Source organism: Microlunatus sp. Gsoil 973 (genome assembly GCF_009707365.1).
Lineage (GTDB): Bacteria > Actinomycetota > Actinomycetes > Propionibacteriales > Propionibacteriaceae > Microlunatus.
Window position 1 is genome coordinate 3,173,077 of record NZ_CP046122.1, and the last position, 20,570, is coordinate 3,193,646.

A 20,570-nucleotide genomic window follows, 5' to 3' on the forward strand; every position below is an offset into this window, starting at 1 on the left:
CGGCGCTGACTGCGGCGGCTCCGTTGGCGCGCTGCACGAGATGCAAACGAGGGCACAGAACGTCGCCACGGCGAGCAGGTTGCTCACGACACTTCGCTGCAGCGGCACGTCTCCCCCATCTTGCCGACGGCCCGATCGTTTACATCGTATGGGAGCGCTGCGGCTACCGTGCGGGATTCAGGGATGAGGCGATACCTCCGGCGACTCTTTGAGCGTCCGAATAGACGCCACTCGCCAATTGCCTGCACGGCCACAGTGCCGAAGGTACCCGCACATCGATGGGTCCCGTCCCGATCTGCAAATCGGGACCCATCGATTGTCGGAGAATCAGCAGGAAACGGCCCGTATAGGAACCGGTTGACCTTTATTGTCGAGCTTCACTATTTCCGCCTGCCACTGGCTCAGTGACGAGCACGAATCAACGGCCACCGGACCATAACCCCAGCTTTGGTCAACTATATTCAGGTTTGAAACTGACCCCGGCATGCCCAACCGGAACGGGTACCCACCACCGCTTACGATGAGGCGGTCAACGTCCACAGCGGTATTTCCTTGATCCGCTGGATAGAAGAACGGCGCGGTTCCGCCACACCCGTCCTCTTCAAGCTTGATCACCGAATTTCGGATTGCCAGCTTCGCTCCGCCATACCCCTGAATGCCGTCTCCGTGCCAGTCGCCACAAACGTCGGGGCGCTGTACCCGAATGAAGGAGTCCTCGATGACAACAGGTCCACATGCTGGCTTGCCGCCTACTCGCATGCCTTCTGGCGCACCGTCAACCAACACATTTCGAGCGGTGTAGCTACCGGCACCAATCACGGGAGTGCCCGTCTGATCGGATCCGAGGTTCCCGCGCCGAAATGTCGAATCCTCGATCACGAGGCCAGAGCTGCAGGTCGAGCCGGCGTAGTTGTCGACTCGAGCTCCGATTCCTTCCACGCGACGGAGAGTCACGTTCTGCGCCTCGACAGAGATCGTGCCGCTGACTCGGACGTCCTGAAGCACGGCACCCGCCGTCCTGATGTGTAGATCGCCCTTGATCGTGCGCTCTGGTTTCCACCCATCCGGAAGCCCCGTCGTGTCGCGGGTTGGATACACTTCGCCCGACAACTTCACCGGCGTCGTTGGGCCGGAGGATGGCTGCGGCTTTGGGGTTGCAGGCTTGGACGGTTGCGGTGTCGCAGGCTTGGACGGAAAAGCTGTCGCGGCGGGCTGGAACCCGACATCAACGAAGTAGTTGGAGCCGCGCCAACTTTGCGTCGGGAACCTACTGGTGCTGCCGTAACGATAGACGCCGCCGTTGGCAGGCACCCGGAACCCGTTTCTGGTCGCTGGTCTGGTGAACACCGAGTTGGTTGCCGCGTACTGCCCTGCCGGGGCGTAGTAGGAGGCAACCAAGGTTTGTCCGGCCGTTACCCGGACCGGCTTGCTGAGCTTCGCAGTCTGCCATCCAGAAACCGAAGACGCCGGAAACTTGGCTGTGGCTAGTCTCTTCCTGGCGGTCGACCAGACTGTGCCGGTGTAGGCAGCTTTCTGGGCGTGACTGCGATAGAACTGAATGGACGTGATGGTTCCGGCTCTGGCGCTGGTGAATCTCAACCCGAGCTCGACGCCGGAGGGGTCTGGATCCACCGGCACGGCAGGCTTCACACCGTGATTGAGGATCGTCATGGTCGTCGCCGACGCTTTCGTGGGCGGTATGAGGAAAGCCGCCAACACCATACAGATTGATGCCGTGATGGCCAGCGCGGAGGTGCGCGAGGCATGCCGGGGTACAGGTGACCGATATTCGGACATCGGGGGCTCGTCCCACTTTCCGGTCTAGGGGGGTTCGGTTAGGCAGGGCGTTATCGGACTGAGACGTTAGCAGTAAGGCCAGCGTGCGTCACTGCGCTACCCAATGTCAATTACCGTCAAAGTTGCCGAAAGAAATCAGCGTGAAGAAGTCTCATCTGATTCGCATCAGCGTTTGCTCAGTGGAGCACAATTACGGCCCAGCTTTAACCGCAATACGCCAATTTAGGTGAATTATTGGCGCGAATGATGTGTCGACCCGACTGGCGGATCGAGCGGTGCGCCCGTGACCAGACGAAGTCCGTCTTGCCACTCGGCGAACACCCTGCCGCATTCAGTGCAAGCAAGATTGTCGGACACGCGCGCAGCGCAGACACAGACCCAACCGATCCGGCGTGCAGGGGCACCAACGATGAAGGCGTGAGGCGGAACATCCTTGGCGATCACCGTCCCGGCGCCCGCAAAGGCGTACTCGCCGACCGTCACACCACAAACGACGGTGGTCCGTGCACCGAGGGTGGCGCCACGGCGTACGTGCGTTGTCAGCAGCGCATCGCCGCTGCGCTTGATGAACGCGCGTGGCCGAAGATCGTTGGTGAAGGTCACCCCCGGACCGAGGAAGACGTCATCGGCAATATCGACGCCGTCGAAGATCATCACCTGGTTCTTGACGGTAACCCGGTCCCCGATCCGTACCTTGCCCTCGACATAGGCGCCATCGCAGATATTGCATTCGGCTCCGATCCGAGCACCCGCCATGATGTGGGCGAACGCCCAGACCCGAGTGCCGGCACCAACGGAATCGCTTTCACACAAGGCGTTGGGGTGGATGAAGACTCCCGTGCTCGCGTGCCCCGCCATCCGCCCCGTCCTTCTGCTCGTCGCCGCCGGTGATCGACAACTGATGTACTAATAGTGGTAGCCGACGTTACGTTAACCGCTCTGCGTGCGGGGCGTGGCTGGTACGCAGAACGGAGCGAAGATGGGGCTGACCGCGGCAGGTGGATGGTGATCGACAACGACCATCCGGTAGGTGTCGTTGTCGGCAACTCCAACGGATGGATACCACCCAGGGCCCTGGCTCCGTGGCTGGGCGACGCGCAAACCGTCGGACGGGTGCGTCGGATGTCCGAGGTGACCGGGCTCGACCTCATCCACCTGGGCACTGCTGCTGGGCAGGCCGAACTCGCCGATCCGGCGGTTGGTCAACCGCTGGCCACGGCGATGGCGATCATCACCGGAGAACGCCTGCTAGCAGCCGTTGACCCCGGCCAGGTGATCGTCGCGGGGCACGGGGTGGGCGAGATCGCCGCCGGGGTTCTCGCTGGTGTGCTGCCGGCAGACGTCGGACTCGACCTCGCTGTCGGGATTGGGCAGGCCGAGGCGCTGGCGGCGGCGGAGACCCCCGGGGGCCAGCTCGCAATCCTGGGCGGCTACCCACCCGACATCGAAGCGCGAGCCGCCGAGCTGAACCTGTCCGTCGCGGCCTACAACGGTGCCGGCGACATCGTCCTTTCGGGTTCGCGAGCCGCTCTCGACGAGTTGTTGACAGCCCCGCCACGTCACACCAGGGTCGAGCCTCTGCCGGCGGTCGCCGCATTCTCCAGCGCTCTGATGGCTCCCGTCGCGGAGACCGTCCAGCGATCATTCCCGGCGAACGTAACCGAACCGCGGTTCCGGTTGCTGTCCGGCGTCGACGGGTGCACCGCGACCAGCGGTCGAGACTACCTGCGCGGGACCGCGAGCCTGCTCACCGGTTCAGTCCGTTGGGATCTGATCATGGCCGGCCTTGTCGGCACGGGAGTCCGGATGATCATGGAGCTGCCACCCGCCGGCGTACTGACCAGCCTCATCACCAGGCATACGGACGCAACAGCGATCCCGCTCCGAACACCCGAGCTACTTGACGACGCGTCCCGCACGCTCAGCAGAAGGTGACTGCCCTCACCCCAGCCTTGGCTGGGACTGAGATTTCGCATAGTTCGCATAAGTGACTTCTTCGGCGGCTACTGTGTCGGCCGGGGATCACCCGAGTTCGGGCTCGGGGGCAATGACTATCGGCGTCGGGGGGCAACGGTAGTGAAGAACAGCAGTAACAGTCAGTCGCGCAAGCGTTCGGACGCGCGCGAGGGTACGGACGCCAGGCGTTGGACGTTCAGCCGCCGACGATTGCTCGGAACCGCAGGGATCACGGCCGCCGCGGGTGCCACACTCCAGGCCGTCCGCCCGGCGCGGGCTGCGGCATCGACCGGCGCCGGGCCGAATTCCATTCAGGACGAGAACGCGCTGCCGGGTTCCGATCCGTCCGAGTGGGATTCCTGGGACAACGAAAGTATCCAGGGCTACACCACCAGGTACAGCTTCCTGCCTGGCGAGACCGTGGATTTCAAGGTCAAGACCGATTCATCCAACTGGCAGATCAGAGTCTTCCGGATGGGGTGGTACGGCGGGAAGGGCGCCCGGTGGATGGCCGATGTGACTCCATCGGTCCCGCTTCCCCAACTTCAACCGGAGGACCCTGTTCTCGATGCCGGCACCCTGCTCAAGGACTACGGCAACTGGTCGGTGTCGGCGTCCTGGACGATTCCGACGACTGCTGTCTCCGGTGTCTATTACGCCCTGTTCGAGCGGCTCGACAACGACGAATCCAACCACTGCATCTTCGTCGTACGCCGGGACGGCCCGTCCGACATCCTGGTCCAGACGTCCGAGATGACCTGGCAGGCGTACAACCTGTACGGCGACAACAGCCTGTACTTCAGCGAGCAGGGGGCAGACCTTCCCCGCGCGTACAAGGTCAGCTACAACCGGCCGATCTCCGGCGGCGGCATCGAGAACATGTTCCTGGGTAGTGAGTTCCCGCTGGTCAGGTTCCTCGAACGAAACGGCTACGACGTCGCCTACTGCGGCGGCATCGATGTCCACGAGAACGGCAGCCTGCTGTTGGATCGCAAGGTGTTCATCTCGTCCGGACACGACGAATACGTCTCCGACGCGCAACGAACCCACGTCACGAGCGCCCGCGACGCCGGCGTGAATCTGATCTTCATGACCGGCAACGAGTACTTCTGGAAGGTCCGCTTCGAGCCGTCGATCGACGGCAGCGGCACCGAGAACAGAACTCTGGTCTGTTACAAGGAGACTCACGCCAACGCCAAGATCGACCCTTCGCCGGAGTGGACAGGGACCTGGGCTGATCCAAGGTTCTCCCCGCCCAGCAACGGCGGGCGGCCGCAGAACGCGCTGACCGGACAGTTCTTCAGAGTGATCCTGCCGACAGATCAACTCGATGACACGATGACGGTGCCCGCTGAGTACGCGCCGCTGCGCTTCTGGCGCAATACCGAGGTGGCCGATCTTGAGCCGGGCGAGACCCGGGCGCTGGCTCCCAGCACGCTGGGCTATGAGTTCGATTGTGATGAGGACAACGGATATCGCCCGCCCGGCAGCATTCGGCTGTCCTCGACTACTGTCACGGTTCCACAGATCCTTCGTGACTACGGCACCACCTATTCCTCCGGCACGACCACCCACAACATGACCGTCTATCGCGCATCCAGCGGAGCTCTGGTGTGGGGCACGGGTACGGTGCAATGGGCGTACGGCCTGGACGAGTATCACGAAGCTGATCAAGGAACGCCGATCGATCCCGCGATGCAGCAGGCCACCGTCAACATGCTCGCCGATATGGGGGTCCAGCCGACGACTCTGATGAGTGGCATGGTTGCGGCGCACCAGTCGACCGACACAGCAGGGCCGACGGTGACCATCACCTTCCCCACCGACGGTGCGACCTTTCCGCTGGGCACTGCGTTGACGATCACGGGTACCGCCGAGGATGCGGACGGAGTCGTCGGGGGCGTCGAAATGTCCACTGATGGTGGCGAGACCTGGCATCCGATCACGGGTACGGCGTCGTGGAGCCACGTGTTCACATTGCTGACCGCCGGAGCGAATACGATCAAGGTCCGCGGTGTCGATGACAGTTACAACGTCGGAGAGCCGGCCACGATCACCGTTACCGCGGGTCCGCGCGAGTACCCGTGTTCGATCTGGCCCGAATCCATCGTTCCCGCGGTCGCCTCGGCCGATGATCAGGGCAGCGTCGAGGTCGGTCTGAAGTTCCGGTCCGATAAGTCGGGTTTCGTCACAGGGCTGAAGTTCTACAAGGGGTCGGGAAACAAGGGTCCCCATCTCGGGCGGCTCTGGACGAGCTCCGGGACCAAGCTGGCCGAGGCCACATTCGACAACGAGACCGCAGCCGGGTGGCAGAGGGTGAGTATCCCGACCGTGCCGGTCGCTGCCAACACGACGTACGTCGCATCCGTCTACATGCCGGTCGGAAACTACGCAGCCGACGCGGGCTACTTCGCCCAGGCCTTCACCCTCGACCCGATGACTGCGCTGGCCGATGGTGACCAGGGACCGAACGGGATGTACCACTACGGATCCAGTGGCTTTCCAGATCAATCCTTCGGAGCCACGAACTATTGGGTCGATGTGGTGTTCACGATCCACGACGCGAATCCGCCACGGGTGGTCGACTCGACACCGGCACCAGACGTCAATTCGGTCAGCGTGTCCGAACCACTGACGTTGACCTTCGGCAGCGGAGTGAAAGCGTCGTCAATCGATCTTGAGCTCAGATCCGCGGCCGGTGAGACCGTGAGTGGCAGCACGAACTATGACTCCGATTCCCAGACGCTGACGTTCACGCCGGACTCCAATCTGGGGCGGCTGACCAAGTACGCACTCACGCTGAAATCGGCGGAGAACACCGACGGCGTGCCGCTGACCGAACCCGTGGTGATCAACTTCACGACCATCGGTGTGGTCGGCAGCTACCCGTCGAGCATTTGGGACAGTGCAGACAAACCGACGTTCTTCGCCAACGACGACACCAGTGCTGTCGAGCTCGGTGTGCACTTCACCAGCGACGTCGACGGCAGCATCTCCGCGCTTCGCTATTACAAGGCTCCCGGATCGCCGGGAGCCCACGTCGGACACCTGTGGAGCCCGGCAGGAGAGCTACTCGCGACTGTGGCGTTCGGAACCGAGACCCTGAGCGGTTGGCAGCAGGCATCGCTGTCGACTCCGGTGGATATCACCGCCGATACCGTCTACACGGTCTCCTACTACTGTCCCAACGGCGTGTACGGGGTGACGGCGGGTGACTTCCTCGACGGCGGCACCGATCGGGGTGTGTTGCACGCGCTGCCGAACAGCAACGGCGGGAACGGGGTGTATCAGTACGGTGCCAGCAGTTTCCCGACCAGCACGTCGGGCGGAGCCAACTACTTCGCCGACATCGTCTTCACGGCAGCAGCCGACGACACGCCGCCGGCCGTCAGCAGCGTTTCCCCGGCGAACAAGCTGATCGCGGTCAATCCGGCGGTGAAGCCGACAGCCGCGTTCAACGAGCCGATCGATCCGGGATCGTTGAGCTTCAGCCTCAGACTCGAAGGAGGAGACACCGTCGACGGCGCGGTCTGCTACGACGACGAGACCCAGGTCGCGACCTTCGACCCGAGCGCCAATCTGGCCAAGGGCACCAAGTACGTAGCCACCGTCACGGCGTCGGACGTCGCCGGCAATCCCTTGACCGACCCGGTCAGCTGGTCGTTCACCACGGTCCAGCCCGATGGAGCCACTCCCGTCACGCTCTGGGACACCTCCGCTGTGCCCGACACTGCCGCCGTCGACGACGACGGACCGGTCGAGGTCGGGGTCTGGATGACGGCCGCCAGCGACGGGCTGATCACCGGAGTCCGGTTCTACAAGGGCTTGCCGAACACCGGATATCACCAGGGACATATCTGGTCGGAGTCCGGCACCCTGCTCGCGACCGCGACCTTCAGCGATGAGAGCGCATCGGGCTGGCAGCAGGCAATGTTCGCCGATCCTGTCGCGGTCACCGCCGACACCCCGTTCGTGGTGTCCTATCACGCACCCAAGGGCGGTTACTCCCACACCGGCGGCGGTCTGTCGTCACGGGTGAGCAATGGTCAGCTGTCGGCGCCGGCCTCGACGAGCGACCGGCCCAACGGCGTCTTCCGATACGGCTCGGCCGCGTTCCCGACAAGCGGCTACAACGCCGGCAACTACTGGATCGATGCGATCTTCGTAGACAACGTCGGCGCGACAGTTACCGATACCACGCCGGCGAACGGAGCCACCGGGATCGATCGATCTCCGCGAATCAGTGCGACCTTCAGCGAAGCAGTCGATCCGTCGTCGATCGTCATGAAGCTTCGGGACGCCGGCGGCGGCTCGGTCAGCGGACAGGTGACCTACGACTCCAGCAGCAACCGCGCCACCTTCACCCCGGACGCACAGTTGGACGTGGGTGCGGTGTACACGGCGGCCGTTGAACAGGCCACCGACGACAGCGGCAACGCGCTGAAGAGCGCCGCGAGCTGGAGTTTCACGGTCGTCGGCATCGACGCGCAGTCGCTGTGGTCCACCACCGACACGCCCGCCAACCTGCTGGACTCCTCCGCCGATCCGGTGGAACTCGGCGTCAAGTTCCGCACCTCGACGGCGGGGCAGATCAACGGCATCCGCTTCTACAAGGGCGGCCCGACCGCGCAGGGGCCACACAGTGTCAGTCTGTGGTCCGAGTCGGGAGCCAGACTGGCCACGGCGCCCGCTGCATCCGAGTCCGCGCGGGGATGGCAGACCGTCATGTTCGCCGATCCCATCCCCATCGTCGCCGACACTGTCTACGTCGCGTCCTACTTCGCGCCGAACGGTCACTGCTCCTACGACAGCGGCTACTTCGCCTCGTCCGCCAGAACCAGCGGCGACCTGACAGCACCGAAAGACGGAGCCGACGGACCGAACGGTGTCTTCGCGGAATCGTCGTCGAGCACATTTCCGAGCAGAAATGCCAACGGTACGAATTACTGGGTTGATGTGCTGTTCACAAGGTCGTGATCTGCGGGCCGGGCTGTTGTCTTTCGGTACCGTGATCGGTGTGAGGGCAATTGCCTCCCTGACGAGCAGGGTCGGCATACCAGGCCAGGCTCCGCAGCGCCATCGTCTCGTAGGGTGGCGCCCATGACCGACCATCGCCTGTTCCTGCTGCGCCACGCCCAGGCCGTCGACTCGGCACCGGGACTGACGGACCACGAACGCCCACTGACCGATTACGGGATCGATCAGGCGACCGAGGTGGGTGGTGCTCTTCGGGCACGAGGCGCCAGGCCCGATCATGTGCTGTGCTCCTCGTCGACGCGGACGCGGCAAACCTGGAGCGCCCTCGGCCTGAACGCGGAGGTCGACTTCAGTGACGCCATCTACAACGCCGGAAGCGATTCCCTGCTCGACTCCGTACGCCTCCTTGACGAAGCAGCTGGAACCGCGATGATCATTGGTCACGCACCCGGCGTTCCTGCCCTGGCAGCCGAGCTTGCCGGTCCCGGCTCTGATCAGCGTGCGGTCGACGTGGTCAACAGCCGGTACCCGGTGGCCACCGTCAGCGAGTTCGAGATCGACGGCCCGTGGACGGATCTGCAGGTGGGACGGTTGGTCTGGATACGCCTCGCGCAATAAGCCGACAATGATCTTGAACCGCAGATTGCGCCGTCCTCCCAGAACTTGGACCTTTTTGCCAGAAACGACTCGTGTCGACTTCGGTCGCGATAGCATCAAGACAGTCTCGGGGGAGAATCTACGCAGGATCTGGCGTCTGCAGATCGTCGTGTAGTCATGTGATCTTTCACCCCTCCTCCGAGGCGGCACAACGCGCCGCGTGCGGCGTCACATTCGGGGGATATCGGGGGATATCAGGCATGTCAGCACCTGACACTGCCGTCGCGCTCCTCGGCGAGACCAGACTGGTCGAAGCCGAGGAGCACTCCGACGGCGTACGAACGACTGCGGTCGAAAACGCTGGGCACGTTGGGGATGCGCTGGAGCGGCGCGCCCGACGACTGGCCGGCCGAGCAACAGACTTCCGCCAGTGGGCCCGGCTCTACCTCCGGCGGCTGATGGCCGTCGATGCATTGAGCGGACTGCTAGCCGTCGGCATCGCTGCACTGCTGCCGCCGGGACTGCATCCGACGACTGTCACGGAATGGGCCGTGCTCGGGCTGATCGGTGCAGCCGGCTGGCCGGCCTGGGTTGCCGGCGCACGCGGTTACCGTCGCCATCACGTCGGAGTCGGTAGCGCCGAACTGCGCGCAGTGGTGCAGGCCACGGTGTTGATCATCGTCGTCACGGCGCTACCTGCCACCTGGCTCGGAATCGACGGCGTCCTGGGGACTGTCGTGGTGGCAGCGCCGTTCGCTGCGCTGGCCAGCGTCGGCGTGCGGATCGGATGGCGGGAACGGCTCCGCAGATCCCAACGTGCCGGCAGTAATCTGCGTCGAATGATCATGGTCGGCACTCCGGAAGCGGTCCAGGAACTGTGCTCCGCCGTCGAACGCGAACCCAGCATGGGAATGCGCGTCGCCGGAGTGTGTGTGCCGTCCGACGAGATGGACCGTGCGCGAAGGATGGGCCTGCCGGTCGTCGGGGATGTTGATCATGTTGCCGCGATCGCTTCGGAGCTGGAGTGCCACGGGGTCGCGGTCACCGGCGCCGAACGTCCGACTTTCGTGCGACACCTCGCCTGGTCCCTCGAGGGAGTGGACGCCGACCTCCTGGTCCACCCTGGCCTGCTCGACGTCGCTCGCCCGCGGATGCACATCCAGCCCTACAGTGGCGCGCCGATGCTGCACGTCGAGCAGCCGCGCTTCGACGGCTGGACCCGCCGGGTCAAGCGAGCGATGGACCTGGTCATCACCGGCGTCGGGCTCCTGATCATCTCACCACTGCTCGCCGCCATCGCGCTGCTGATCAAGATCGACGATCGCAAAGGGCCGGTGATCTTCAAACAGACCAGGATCGGCGTCGACGGCAGACCGTTCACAATGCTGAAGTTCCGTTCGATGTGCACCGACGCCGAGCAGAAGCTTGCCGCCTTGATGGCCCAGAACGAGGGCGCCGGGCCGCTGTTCAAGATCGAGAACGACCCGAGGGTGACCCGCGTCGGCCGCGTGCTGCGCAAGTACTCGCTGGACGAGTTGCCGCAGCTGTTCAACGTCCTGGCCGGCTCCATGTCACTGGTCGGGCCGCGCCCGCCGCTGAAGTCGGAGGTGGACGAGTACGCGGATCCGGTCCGGCGGCGGCTCAAGGTTGTCCCCGGACTCACCGGGATGTGGCAGGTCAGTGGCCGGTCGCTGCTGACCTGGGAGGAGAGCGTACGACTCGACCTCCACTACGTGGAGAACTGGTCCATCGGACTCGACCTGATGATCATCTTCAAGACGGCCCATGCCGTACTGGCCAAGCGCGGGGCGTTCTGATCGCCTCGGCAGATCACCGCACAGCACAGTCCGCGGATGGCCTGCACCACCGAGGGTCAAGAAAGCAACGCCAAACACTCACTACATTCAGTGATCTCGCGTGAAAAACAACCTCCGATAAAGCTGATCAATTCTTGATTGGTAGGCGAGGAGAAGGGGCACGCGCGCTGTTGCATAGCCGAAGAACTGCTGGCTATGTTGAAACCGCTGATTCTCCATAGAGTCCGCTATATCGCCCGGTGCGAACCGGTCGATGTATGCCTGCGGATGCACCTCCAGGGTCCGCAGCAGGCACCCCCGAGCCTGACACACGGAGGTCGAATTGCTGCGCTCACTGCGCCCCCACAGAGCAGCGCGATCGCCCCACGCAATTACTCTTGTGGCCGCGTTCCTATTGATTGCGGGTCTCGTCACAATTCCACGAGCGCCCGCTGCCGCCGCTTCATGCAGCCTATCCGCGAAGTTGGTTCCCTCGTGCGGAGTGCTCACCGGCGCATTCGTCCAGACCCGGAGCGGCGAAACGGTGAAGACGGCCACGACTCGTTTCGAACGTCAGGTCGGCCGTCGGCAAAGCATCCTGCACTTCTACCACGTTGGCACCAAGCTGTTCCCGACACCGGCGGAGATCTCGCTGGCTACCGGCGGTCGCCGCCTCTTCCTGAGTTGGAAGCCGGAAAGCGGACACACCTGGGCACAGGTCGCGGCCGGCGCGGTCGACGACGCCATCGACCGCGAAGCGAACTACGTCAAGTCCCACTACAAGGCGAAGTTCTTTCTCGCGATCCACCACGAACCGGAGGATGAGGTCAAACCGGTTTCGGGCTCGGGCTACACGGCCAAGGACTACGCCCACATGTACCAACGCGTCGTGAAGCGATTTCGGGCAAAGGGCGTCACGAACGCTGTATTCGTCATGGTGTACATGGGCGCCCAGAAGCACGTCACCACGTTCTGGTTCAAGAATCTGTGGCCAGGTGCGTCCTATGTCGATTGGATCGCCTACGACCCCTACGTGACGCCGAAGACCAACGGACAATCCGGCAGCTTCCCCTGGATGGTCAATGTCCACTGGGGCTCGGAGTTCACCGGGATGTACAACTGGATCCGGGCGAATCACCCACGCAAGCCGATCATGCTCGCCGAATGGGGAGTTGCCGAGAAACCCGGAGATGCGACCTACAAGGGTGACCTTTTCAGGAGCGTCCCGCGCTTGATCGGCAGGTACCCGAAAATCAAGGCGATGGTCTATTTCGACTCACCCATTGCCCGTTCCGGCAAGGTTCAGGCAGACACCACTGCGCGGGCGCTGAACGGCTACAAGGCCATGTCGAACAGCTCATGCTTCTTCGGCTGATCCGGCTGACGTGTTTGCCCTGCGGCAGGAGTGCAGTGCTCAGCGCGGGAGTCTGAAGATCAGGCAGCCCTTGTCCGGTCCGGCGGTGGCGCGGACGCGCCAGGTTCCACCCTGTTCGAGCTCGGTGTAGGTGTCGTAGAACTTCCACTGTTCGGCGTCTGCGACCTGGTTCTGACGCGTCGTGACGGTCGTGCCGGAGCCGACATGGGTGAACTTCAGTGTCAGCCCAGGCATCTTTCCAGCGTGCAGCGGAACGAAGTAGAGCCGCACGGTCCGCTGGGAATGGCCAGGCTGGGTGTGTCCGTACGCCTTCCGCGCATCGTCGAACGCTCCGGCGACGAATCCCCCTGCGCGCACATCGCGCTGAGACCCGACATCGACGCACTGCGTTGTGGATTTGCCAGGAACCCGGTGGATCACCGCGGTCTGCTCGCCGGTCTTGGTCGGCTGCGCGTTCTCGTCGGTGTCCGGATCGACAGCGGTCTCGCCCTTGCCCGGTGACTTGGGAGACGCATCACCCTTCGGCGAAGCCGATCCCTTCGGTGCCGCCGGCGACGCCGGCCGTGGCGTAGCCGAGCCGGCGCTGGGCGCCGAGGGCTTCGGAGTGGGGCTCGCTGCCCCGGTGCTGCCGGCCGTCGCCGGGGCCGAGGCCCGCCCGGTGACTGTCGGCGCAGCCGGATCGCTGACATTGGCCTTGGTCCCACAGCTGACCAGCACCAGGGTCAGCGGCAGCAGTGCTGCGACTGCGCCTCGCCGAATCTTCATGCTGTTTCCTATCTCGGTGTCCGGACGGTTCCCGTCAAGCGACACTCAGGCCGGCTTGAGCGCGATGGTCCAGCTGATGGCGCGGGTGCTCGTGACGTCGGTGCTCGCCGTCAGACCGCCGGCATGTCCGTCGGACGGAGCCGCCGAATCGGCGACCAGAGTCGAAACCCTGCCGGTTCCCGTCGAGTAGACAACCTCACGTTGTGTCACCGACGCCGGCGGCGTCCATGCTGCCGTGTTCGGCGACTTGTCGGTCCAGATGGTCAGGATCGTGTCAGTAGTTGGTGTGGTCAGCGTCGGCGACGTGTGCGAGTCGGTGCCGGAGTCCGTACCCGTTGCGTACCCGTCGATCGGCTGGTCAGCGTCGACGCCGCTGTAGGCGACGACGCTGAGCACTGACTTGGTGGACGCGGCCAACGAAACCGTCCGGTTGGCGCCAGCGTCAGCACTGGTGGCGACCCGGGTCCAGACGTAGGTCGCGGTGCCGGTTGTGCTGGCCTGGTCCACGAGTTTCCATCCGCTCGGCGTCGTTGCCGCGGTCACTGAGTTCAGGGCCGCAGTCATCACCATGAGATCACCTGCCTGGACTCCCGAAGGCAGCGTGACCGTCGGCGAGGCGGTGTTGGAGTACTTGCTGCTGCTGTCCTCGAACGTGATCTTGTGGCTCGGCGGAACCGGATCGGTCGGTGACGCGGTCTTGGTCGTCTGACCGGTCGCGCCAAGATCATCTTTCACCGTCAGCTTGACGCTGTAGGAACCGCCGCTGCTGTAGGAATGGGTTGCCACCTGCCCAGTGCCGTTCGAGCCGTCGCCGAACGTCCAGCTGTAGCCGGCCACTGTGCCATCAGGGTCGGTGGAGCCCGACGCATCGAAGGTGCAGTTCAGTTCGACACATTGAACGGTGAAACTTGCGGTGGGCGCCTTGTTCGCGGGTGCGCTGGCGCCCGAAAGGAACAGGACGCGGGACCGCCAGTCGTTCCCACCGGAACCGGGACCATCGACAACCGCCGGTGTACCGGACGTCGCACTTCCGCTCAGGCCAACAGCGTTGAGGTTTCCGTCGGACTTGGTGACGTAGTAGAGAGTCCCGCCGGTCACGAACATACCCATGGTGTTGTTGAAGTTGACGTTGCCGGACACGGTGAACCGGTCGGACCCGACGATTCCGCTGTCGGTGTTGAACCACCGCCAGTACAGCGCCGACTGGCCGGTTACGTGGTAGTAGAGGCGACCGTTGGCGTACGCAGCGCCGGTGACGTTGGGAATCTCGCTGTAGTAGTTGCTGGGCACGCCGTCATAGGTGTTGCCGCTCCCGGTGCTGACGCCGTCCCAATCGGGATCGTGGTATGGGTCGATGCCATTCTGCGAGCCGAAGTTCCCGTTGCTGTAGGTCCGAGAGTTGAAGGTGTTGTCGGTCAGTCCGTAGTACAGCTTGCCGCCGGCCAGGAACGCACCTCTCATACTTCCCCAGGAGATGCCCGACGACGGAACCTGGACACCGGCTCCAGCTCCGGCCGAGCTCATCGGGATGGCCGTGATGGAGTCGTCGCTGTTGGACGGCGGAGCCTGGTCGGTCCGCACGATCTCGATGGCGTTGATCAACGGATTCTCAACCTCGTGGCGGAAGTCGATGTCGACCGCGCCGTCGCTTGTCAGGTTGTAGCTCTTCATCGTGCCCCGCTGATCACCGGCGTCCTTCACGATGTCGTAGTGATCAAGAACCCTGGTCCCGTCGATCGACACGTCGAACACGCGTTGGCCGATGCCGCTGGTGCAGGTGCAGCGGTTGGCGAAGTACAGCCGTACCTGGATCGGCGTGCCGGCTGTCACCGGGAACTCCCACTCCATCGCCGGATTGTCCGACGGCGACCATCTCTCGCTGTCGAAGACGGCGTTCGGCGTGCTCGACGGAACGCTGTTGTCGGAAGTGGCACCACTGGCATAGGTGGCGATATTGCTGCCTGTGTTGTGGTACGGGCTGGAGCTGCTGTCGTCGCCGACCCAGTCGGGTCCGGCATCGACCGCACCGAGGGTCGGACCCGCCGCGTTCACGCGGTACAGGACGTTTCCGTTTTGACCGGTACGTCCCGCGACGTAGGCCGTTCCTGGGAGATTGGCGATCGCATCCGATGCCTCAGGGCTCCCGCCGGCAAGCGGGAAGAAGGCGATTCGCGGGCGTTTGTACGCATAGTGGGCGCCGACGTACTCCGTGTCACTTCCCATCCACAGCCCTTGCGGCGTTGGGTAGAGCGCATACACCGCCGCCCCGCGAGGATTGCGGCCCGGGTTCCATTTCAACGGCACGCCGGTGTTGATGTCGAGCGCAGCCAGTCCGGGACGCGGCACTGCGCCGGGGCCGGCCTTGTCACTGGCAAGGCTGTTGTTCATCCAGCGTTGGTGCCCACCGACGTAGACCGCGGTCTCGGTGACAGTCACGCCCCAGACGGTGTCACCGCCGGTGTAGTCCACCCAGGTGGGTTGGATGTTGGTTCCGGTCGCGCTGGTCTCGAAACGGGCTGCCGCATCACACAGGGTGTTCGCGACGTAGCCACCGGTCGCGGCAACGACGAAGTAGGAGCCGTCGGGCGAGAAGCTGACGCCGCGCACATACGTGTCGAAGGCCCAGTTGAAGCAGTAGGGCTGATAGCCGTTGGTGTTCCAGCTGGCCGTGACGCTCGATGACGAACCGCCGAGGGTCAGCATGACCAGTTGATCACGGGCTTGGCCGTCGACCTTCTTGAAGTTCCCGATGGCGACGAGCCTGGTTCCGTCGGCGTTGATGTCCATGTCTCGCACGCCGACGGCGCCTTGAGCGCCCGAGCCGGAGTCGTTGTGATGCCCGGAGACCTGGTCGTTCACGTAGGGGTCGAGCGCACCTGTGGTGCCGTTGAGGCTCGCCAGACCTGCATGGGCGACACCACCCGCAGTCGTGAAGTTGCCACCGACGAACAGCCGCCCGTCGTTGTAGACCAGCGTGTTCACCAGGCCGTTGGTCGAGGCCGCCTTGAATCCGCCGGACACCGCTCCGGTGGTGACGTCGAGCAAAGTGATGTGGCTGGCGGCCGCCCCGTTGACCTGGGTGAAGGCGCCGCCCACGTAGACCGTGTTGGACGTCGGGCCAGCGATCAACTCGTTGACCCGGCCGTTCAGCGTGGGTGAGAACGAGGAGACGAGTGCGCCGCTGGTGACGTTGAAGGCGAAGATGTAGTTCTTCGTCTGCGCCGAGCCGCCGGGCGGTGTCACCGATGTGAACGTTCCGCCGACGACGACCGTGTTACCGACCTGGACGATCGCGTCGACTTCGCCGTTGTTCACTGCAGGTGTGTTCGACGACGGCACGGCCGAGACGATCGCCGTGTGTCCCGGCGCAGTTGCCTGCGCCGGCACAACTGCAGAGAGCCCGGTCACGGCAAGCCCGACCACGGCCAGAAGCGTCACAATGCGACGCGCACGAAAAGACATGACATGTTCCCCCGAACTGTCTCGTCACCGACGACACAACATGCCGACCCGACCTTTGGACCCGGATGTTAACGGCATGTCTACCATTTCCACCGGCCGCCCGAAGGCGATCCGGAAAGATTGTGTTCGCATGATCCGGAGATCAACACAACCCGCTCACAGTTTGTTAGATCCCGTGCCCACGGCGGTTCAACTGATCAACGATCCACTGGCCGCTGATCAGCCGCAACGCCACCAGAGCCGCAAGGTATCCGCGAGGCTCTCGCCAGTTTGCGCGAACTGACCTCAACGTCCAGCCGAGTGCGTCACGACGGCGTCCCAGCATCGCCGAACCATATGCGAGTTTGCCGTAGAACAAGGCAGAAGCGATTCGATCCGACTTGATCGCCGGATGATGATCAAGCATCCACAATCTCGCTTCGTTGCGCAGTTGCCATTTGTCGGCGAAGTACGACGTCGGCCCCCACTGCACCCTGACGAGCGGCTCGTCGACGTGCGCGATCGGGTGCCTGGCCGCAGCCCGCAGGAGCAGGTCCCAGTCCTCGGCCATGCTCTGCGGCAACGTCTCATCGACGAGTCCGAAGCCTCCAATGAATGCAGACCGCCGCCCGACGAAGGATGAGGAGTGCAACATCGCCATCCGTGACCGGAGCAGTTCACGATGGGTCACGGCGCCCCGATGGGCCAACCGGACGATCGATCGGTCCTCGTAGTCGATGACCATCGCGGTTGTGGAGAACTCCGCATCGGGCCGCGACTGGAGCACCTGGACCTGGCGGCGGAGCTTGTTCGGCTCCCAATGATCATCGTCATCACAGAACGCAACAAGATCAGCTTCCGACTCGAGGATTCCTGTGTTGCGGGCGCCCGCAAGTCCGGGCGCGCGGATGTTCGACACAACCCGCACGGGTCGATGCGGATCGTCGCTGATCATGCTCGGATCCGGCTCGGCCTTGTCATAGACGACGACCGTCTCGATCGGGCCCGGATAATCCTGGCCGACGATCGAAGCGACCGCGCGGCGCATCAGCGCGGGACGATTGTGGGTGGGTACGACCGCCGTCACCGTGGGCCAGACATCTGGCTGGGGTGGCTCCGCCGCCGGTTGCGGGGGCGGGTCGGGCAGCCGCCGGAAGTAGCCGTACATCGCCTGGATGGGCGCCGTGACGGCACCGACCAGGATCCGCTGGCGACGTGGCATCTGCTCGCGCCAGGCATCGTCCCGCCGCACGGCGATGTCACCGGACTTGAACCGTGACGGGTTGCCGCTGACGGTGTGCATGATTGGAAGCTTCAGTGTCGTCGGGCCGTCCCCGAGAACGGCCCCCGGGTCGAAGGGACGGCCGACAAGATCGGCGATGGAGCGCAACGACTCCGCCGGATCCTGCGTGAAATCCTCATAGCGCACGCGAATCCCCGGCACCCCCGCTTACGGAGCATCTCCAACAGCAGGTGGTGGCCGTCGTACAGTATTGCCATGTACTGCGGTGAGTACCGCGGCATGTAGGCGGTCTTGGTGGTGATCTCCGGCCGACGAACGACCTTGGTCCATGCGTAGGCAACCGCTCGGGCGTCCCTGACGATGTGCACCATTTTGAGTTGCAGTGACCTGCTGTGACTGAGCACGTAGGCCAGCGAGGTGATCTTGCTGGAATCGACGACCACCTCGCATCCGGAGACCTGCCGGATCGCCGCGTACAGCCGCTCGTAATAGCCCAGGTACTCGGTGAGATCGGCGCGGAAATCGCTTCCCTCGAGGCCAAGCAACATGCGCGGGACGAACTTGACGTCGTCCACCCTTCGGGCGAGCTGATGGACGCGTGCGACGTCAACATTGTGCCAACCGCCGAACGCGATCTGCCCGACCTCAGTCCAGAACGGGCAATCCCAGAAGTGCTCGCCGCATCCGCATCGTTCGTTGTTCGCGATCCCCCGCTGCCACAGGTACACCACTTCACCCGCGCCGGTGACCCCGGGCAACTGAGCGATCGCTCGTTCGAGCAGGGTGGACCCGCTGCGGCCCAGCCCGCCGACGTAGAGAACGTCCGGGATGTCAAGGAGGGTTTGCATCTATCGCACCGCGCTTTTGATGGAAGGGCTGGGCTCGGCGTGCCGAGCATTACTGGGTGTTCGTCGCCAACCACGACGGGTTCCGATCCAATAGCCGAAGTAGGCGTGCACGATCAGCCAACCCCAGTAGGCCTCCGCCGCGCGCTGCGCGTAGTCGATGCCGAGTCTGATCGGACCGTGCAGATCTTCCCGTGCCCACTCCGCGGCAGGAATCAGCGCCAACGCGATCACCAGCAGCAGCGCCATCCAGACAAGACGCAGCGCCTGCCCCTGTTTCCGCTCGGGCTCGAGGATCGTGCGGTCGAAGACATCGAGCGCCAGGGGTGCCAACAATGCGGGCACCAGACTCTCGGCCTGGTCAAGGACGAATCCGGTTCGGAAGGCGATCACGATCAGTATCAGGATCGCAGCCGCGACCAGTGGGGCGTAGCGGAATGGTCGTCGTATCGATGCGTACAACAGCATGAACCCGGTCGCAATGACCGGCTCGTTCAGGGTGACGATCGACGCCGGCCAGCCGGAGTTGATCATGATGTACCCGAAACAGAAGCACAGGACGGCTCCCGGGACGGTGATGATCCACGGGGACCAGCGCCTGGCACGGATCCAGGGCAGCAGAAACTGCGCCGTCGCGCAGAAGGTGATCGCGAACAGCAGCGACTCGCTGTTGTGTCCGATACGCACCGCAACACCGGTGGGAATCAACACCCGCAGCGTTCCCGTCACGATCAGCGACAGTCCCACGACCAACAGCAGGTAAAAAGCTAACGTACGCCCCCGATACGCCGTCATAACTGCTGAGCGTAAGTGCTCATGAGCCGTTGTGTCTCGATAAACGCGAAATTTACAGAACTGTAAAGCTTTAGGGACTGAAGTACGGATCTGTCACCCAGCCTCGCAGCGCCCTCAGCGCATCAGATTCCTTGATCACCGAATAGTTGCCGGACACGCCCCTCGCGGACTGGAAGTAGCAGACCGCCTTGATCTGTGGTGTGGACTCGACGTAGTCGCGGGCCGCATCCAGCCATTCCGCCCGGGATCCGGGCGGTCCTTCGGTTCGACCGAACTCACCGATCATGATCGGTTTCGGCACTCCGGATGCCCACTTCACAAAGGGACGAAAGACCTGTCCGAACGATTCGCGAGGGCTCCGCGGATAGCCGTCGACGCAAACCCAATCGACATAGGCATCTCCGGGGTAATAGGCCCCGAAGTTCTGATCGGCAGCGCCCCCGGTGAGCGGGCACCACACCCAACCGACGTTGCTTACGTCGGCCTCGCCGAAGATGCGGTGGATGTGGCGCCAGGCGGCGACATATTCGGTTCCGGAACCAATCTGTGACGCGAGATTGGGCCGGTTCATCTCCCAGCGCCAACGGAGCAACACGGGCCGCCCGAGTGCGGCGACAGCCTCGGCCCTCCGCCGGATCAGTGTGTCGTACCGACCGGCGACGATGTCGCGCGTGTCGGTCCCGGCCCATGAGATCATCAGCGTCGTTCCCCGCGCAGTGAAGTGCCGATCAGAGTCTGACGGGAACGGGTCGGTCCAGGTGTGATAGTCGTGGTAGATGTCCAGCCGGCGCCCGAGCCGACCCTCGAACTGTTCGAAGGCAGCGATCCGCTCCTTCTCCGTGTAGCGCGGTGGGTCCACATAAGCGCCGAAGAGCGCGCCCCTCGCCGGCGGTGCAATGGACGGGACGCGTGGTCTCAGCCCACAAGCGGCGATCGTCGAGACGACGACAGCCGCGCTCAACAGCGCGATCACGCGTCGGCAC

General features: G+C 63.9%; 13 protein-coding genes. 5 read left to right on the plus strand and 8 right to left on the minus strand.

Annotated features, from left to right (window positions below; translation table 11 throughout):
• Positions 1 to 327 precede the first annotated feature (327 nt).
• Together GJV80_RS14900 and GJV80_RS14905 are read right to left on the minus strand one after the other, a co-directional pair.
• Positions 328 to 1,797 carry a DUF4082 domain-containing protein gene (locus GJV80_RS14900; protein ID WP_154688566.1) on the minus strand — a complete coding sequence of 490 codons (1,470 nt, stop codon included), beginning with the start codon at positions 1,795 to 1,797 and terminating at the stop codon, positions 328 to 330.
• Positions 1,798 to 2,028: 231 nt separating this feature from the next.
• A complete protein-coding gene (locus GJV80_RS14905; RefSeq protein WP_230207721.1) occupies positions 2,029 to 2,451 on the minus strand; it encodes an acyltransferase in 423 nt (140 codons plus the stop codon).
• 351 nt (positions 2,452 to 2,802) lie between these two features.
• Between GJV80_RS14905 and GJV80_RS14910 the strand changes: the two genes are divergently transcribed.
• From GJV80_RS14910 to GJV80_RS14930, 5 genes are all read left to right on the plus strand, one after another.
• Entirely contained in the window at positions 2,803 to 3,732 is a 930-nt protein-coding gene (locus tag GJV80_RS14910; protein ID WP_195908942.1) for an ACP S-malonyltransferase, read from the plus strand.
• Positions 3,733 to 3,963: 231 nt separating this feature from the next.
• Positions 3,964 to 8,730 carry a DUF4082 domain-containing protein gene (locus tag GJV80_RS14915; protein WP_154688569.1) on the plus strand — a complete coding sequence of 1,589 codons (4,767 nt, stop codon included), beginning with the start codon at positions 3,964 to 3,966 and terminating at the stop codon, positions 8,728 to 8,730.
• A 123-nt stretch (positions 8,731 to 8,853) separates the two neighbouring features.
• Positions 8,854 to 9,348: a histidine phosphatase family protein gene (locus GJV80_RS14920; RefSeq protein WP_154688570.1), complete on the plus strand. Its 495-nt coding sequence runs from the start codon at positions 8,854 to 8,856 to the stop codon at positions 9,346 to 9,348.
• Positions 9,349 to 9,587: 239 nt separating this feature from the next.
• The gene (locus GJV80_RS14925; RefSeq protein WP_154688571.1) at positions 9,588 to 11,144 is read left to right on the plus strand and encodes a sugar transferase; all 1,557 of its coding nucleotides are present in this window, start codon (positions 9,588 to 9,590) and stop codon (positions 11,142 to 11,144) included.
• A gap of 481 nt (positions 11,145 to 11,625) precedes the next feature.
• A complete protein-coding gene (locus GJV80_RS14930; RefSeq protein WP_154688572.1) occupies positions 11,626 to 12,498 on the plus strand; it encodes a glycosyl hydrolase in 873 nt (290 codons plus the stop codon).
• A 39-nt stretch (positions 12,499 to 12,537) separates the two neighbouring features.
• Here the strand turns inward: GJV80_RS14930 and GJV80_RS14935 are convergent, their stop codons facing one another.
• The 6 genes from GJV80_RS14935 to GJV80_RS14960 form a co-directional block, all read right to left on the minus strand.
• The gene (locus tag GJV80_RS14935; protein ID WP_154688573.1) at positions 12,538 to 13,263 is read right to left on the minus strand and encodes a hypothetical protein; all 726 of its coding nucleotides are present in this window, start codon (positions 13,261 to 13,263) and stop codon (positions 12,538 to 12,540) included.
• A 45-nt stretch (positions 13,264 to 13,308) separates the two neighbouring features.
• Complete coding sequence (locus GJV80_RS14940; protein WP_195908943.1) at positions 13,309 to 16,701, minus strand: PKD domain-containing protein; 3,393 nt, start codon at positions 16,699 to 16,701, stop codon at positions 13,309 to 13,311.
• 190 nt (positions 16,702 to 16,891) lie between these two features.
• Entirely contained in the window at positions 16,892 to 18,007 is a 1,116-nt protein-coding gene (locus GJV80_RS14945) for a glycosyltransferase family 2 protein (protein ID WP_230207722.1), read from the minus strand.
• Between the two features lie 11 nt (positions 18,008 to 18,018).
• Positions 18,019 to 18,795, minus strand: a complete 777-nt coding sequence (locus GJV80_RS14950) for a sulfotransferase (RefSeq protein WP_154688575.1) — start codon at positions 18,793 to 18,795, stop codon at positions 18,019 to 18,021.
• Complete coding sequence (locus tag GJV80_RS14955) at positions 18,796 to 19,587, minus strand: hypothetical protein (protein WP_154688576.1); 792 nt, start codon at positions 19,585 to 19,587, stop codon at positions 18,796 to 18,798.
• 70 nt (positions 19,588 to 19,657) lie between these two features.
• On the minus strand, positions 19,658 to 20,560 hold the full coding sequence (locus tag GJV80_RS14960) for a glycoside hydrolase family 26 protein (RefSeq protein ID WP_195908944.1): 903 nt from the start codon (positions 20,558 to 20,560) through the stop codon (positions 19,658 to 19,660).
• Between the last annotated feature and the right edge of the window lie 10 nt (positions 20,561 to 20,570).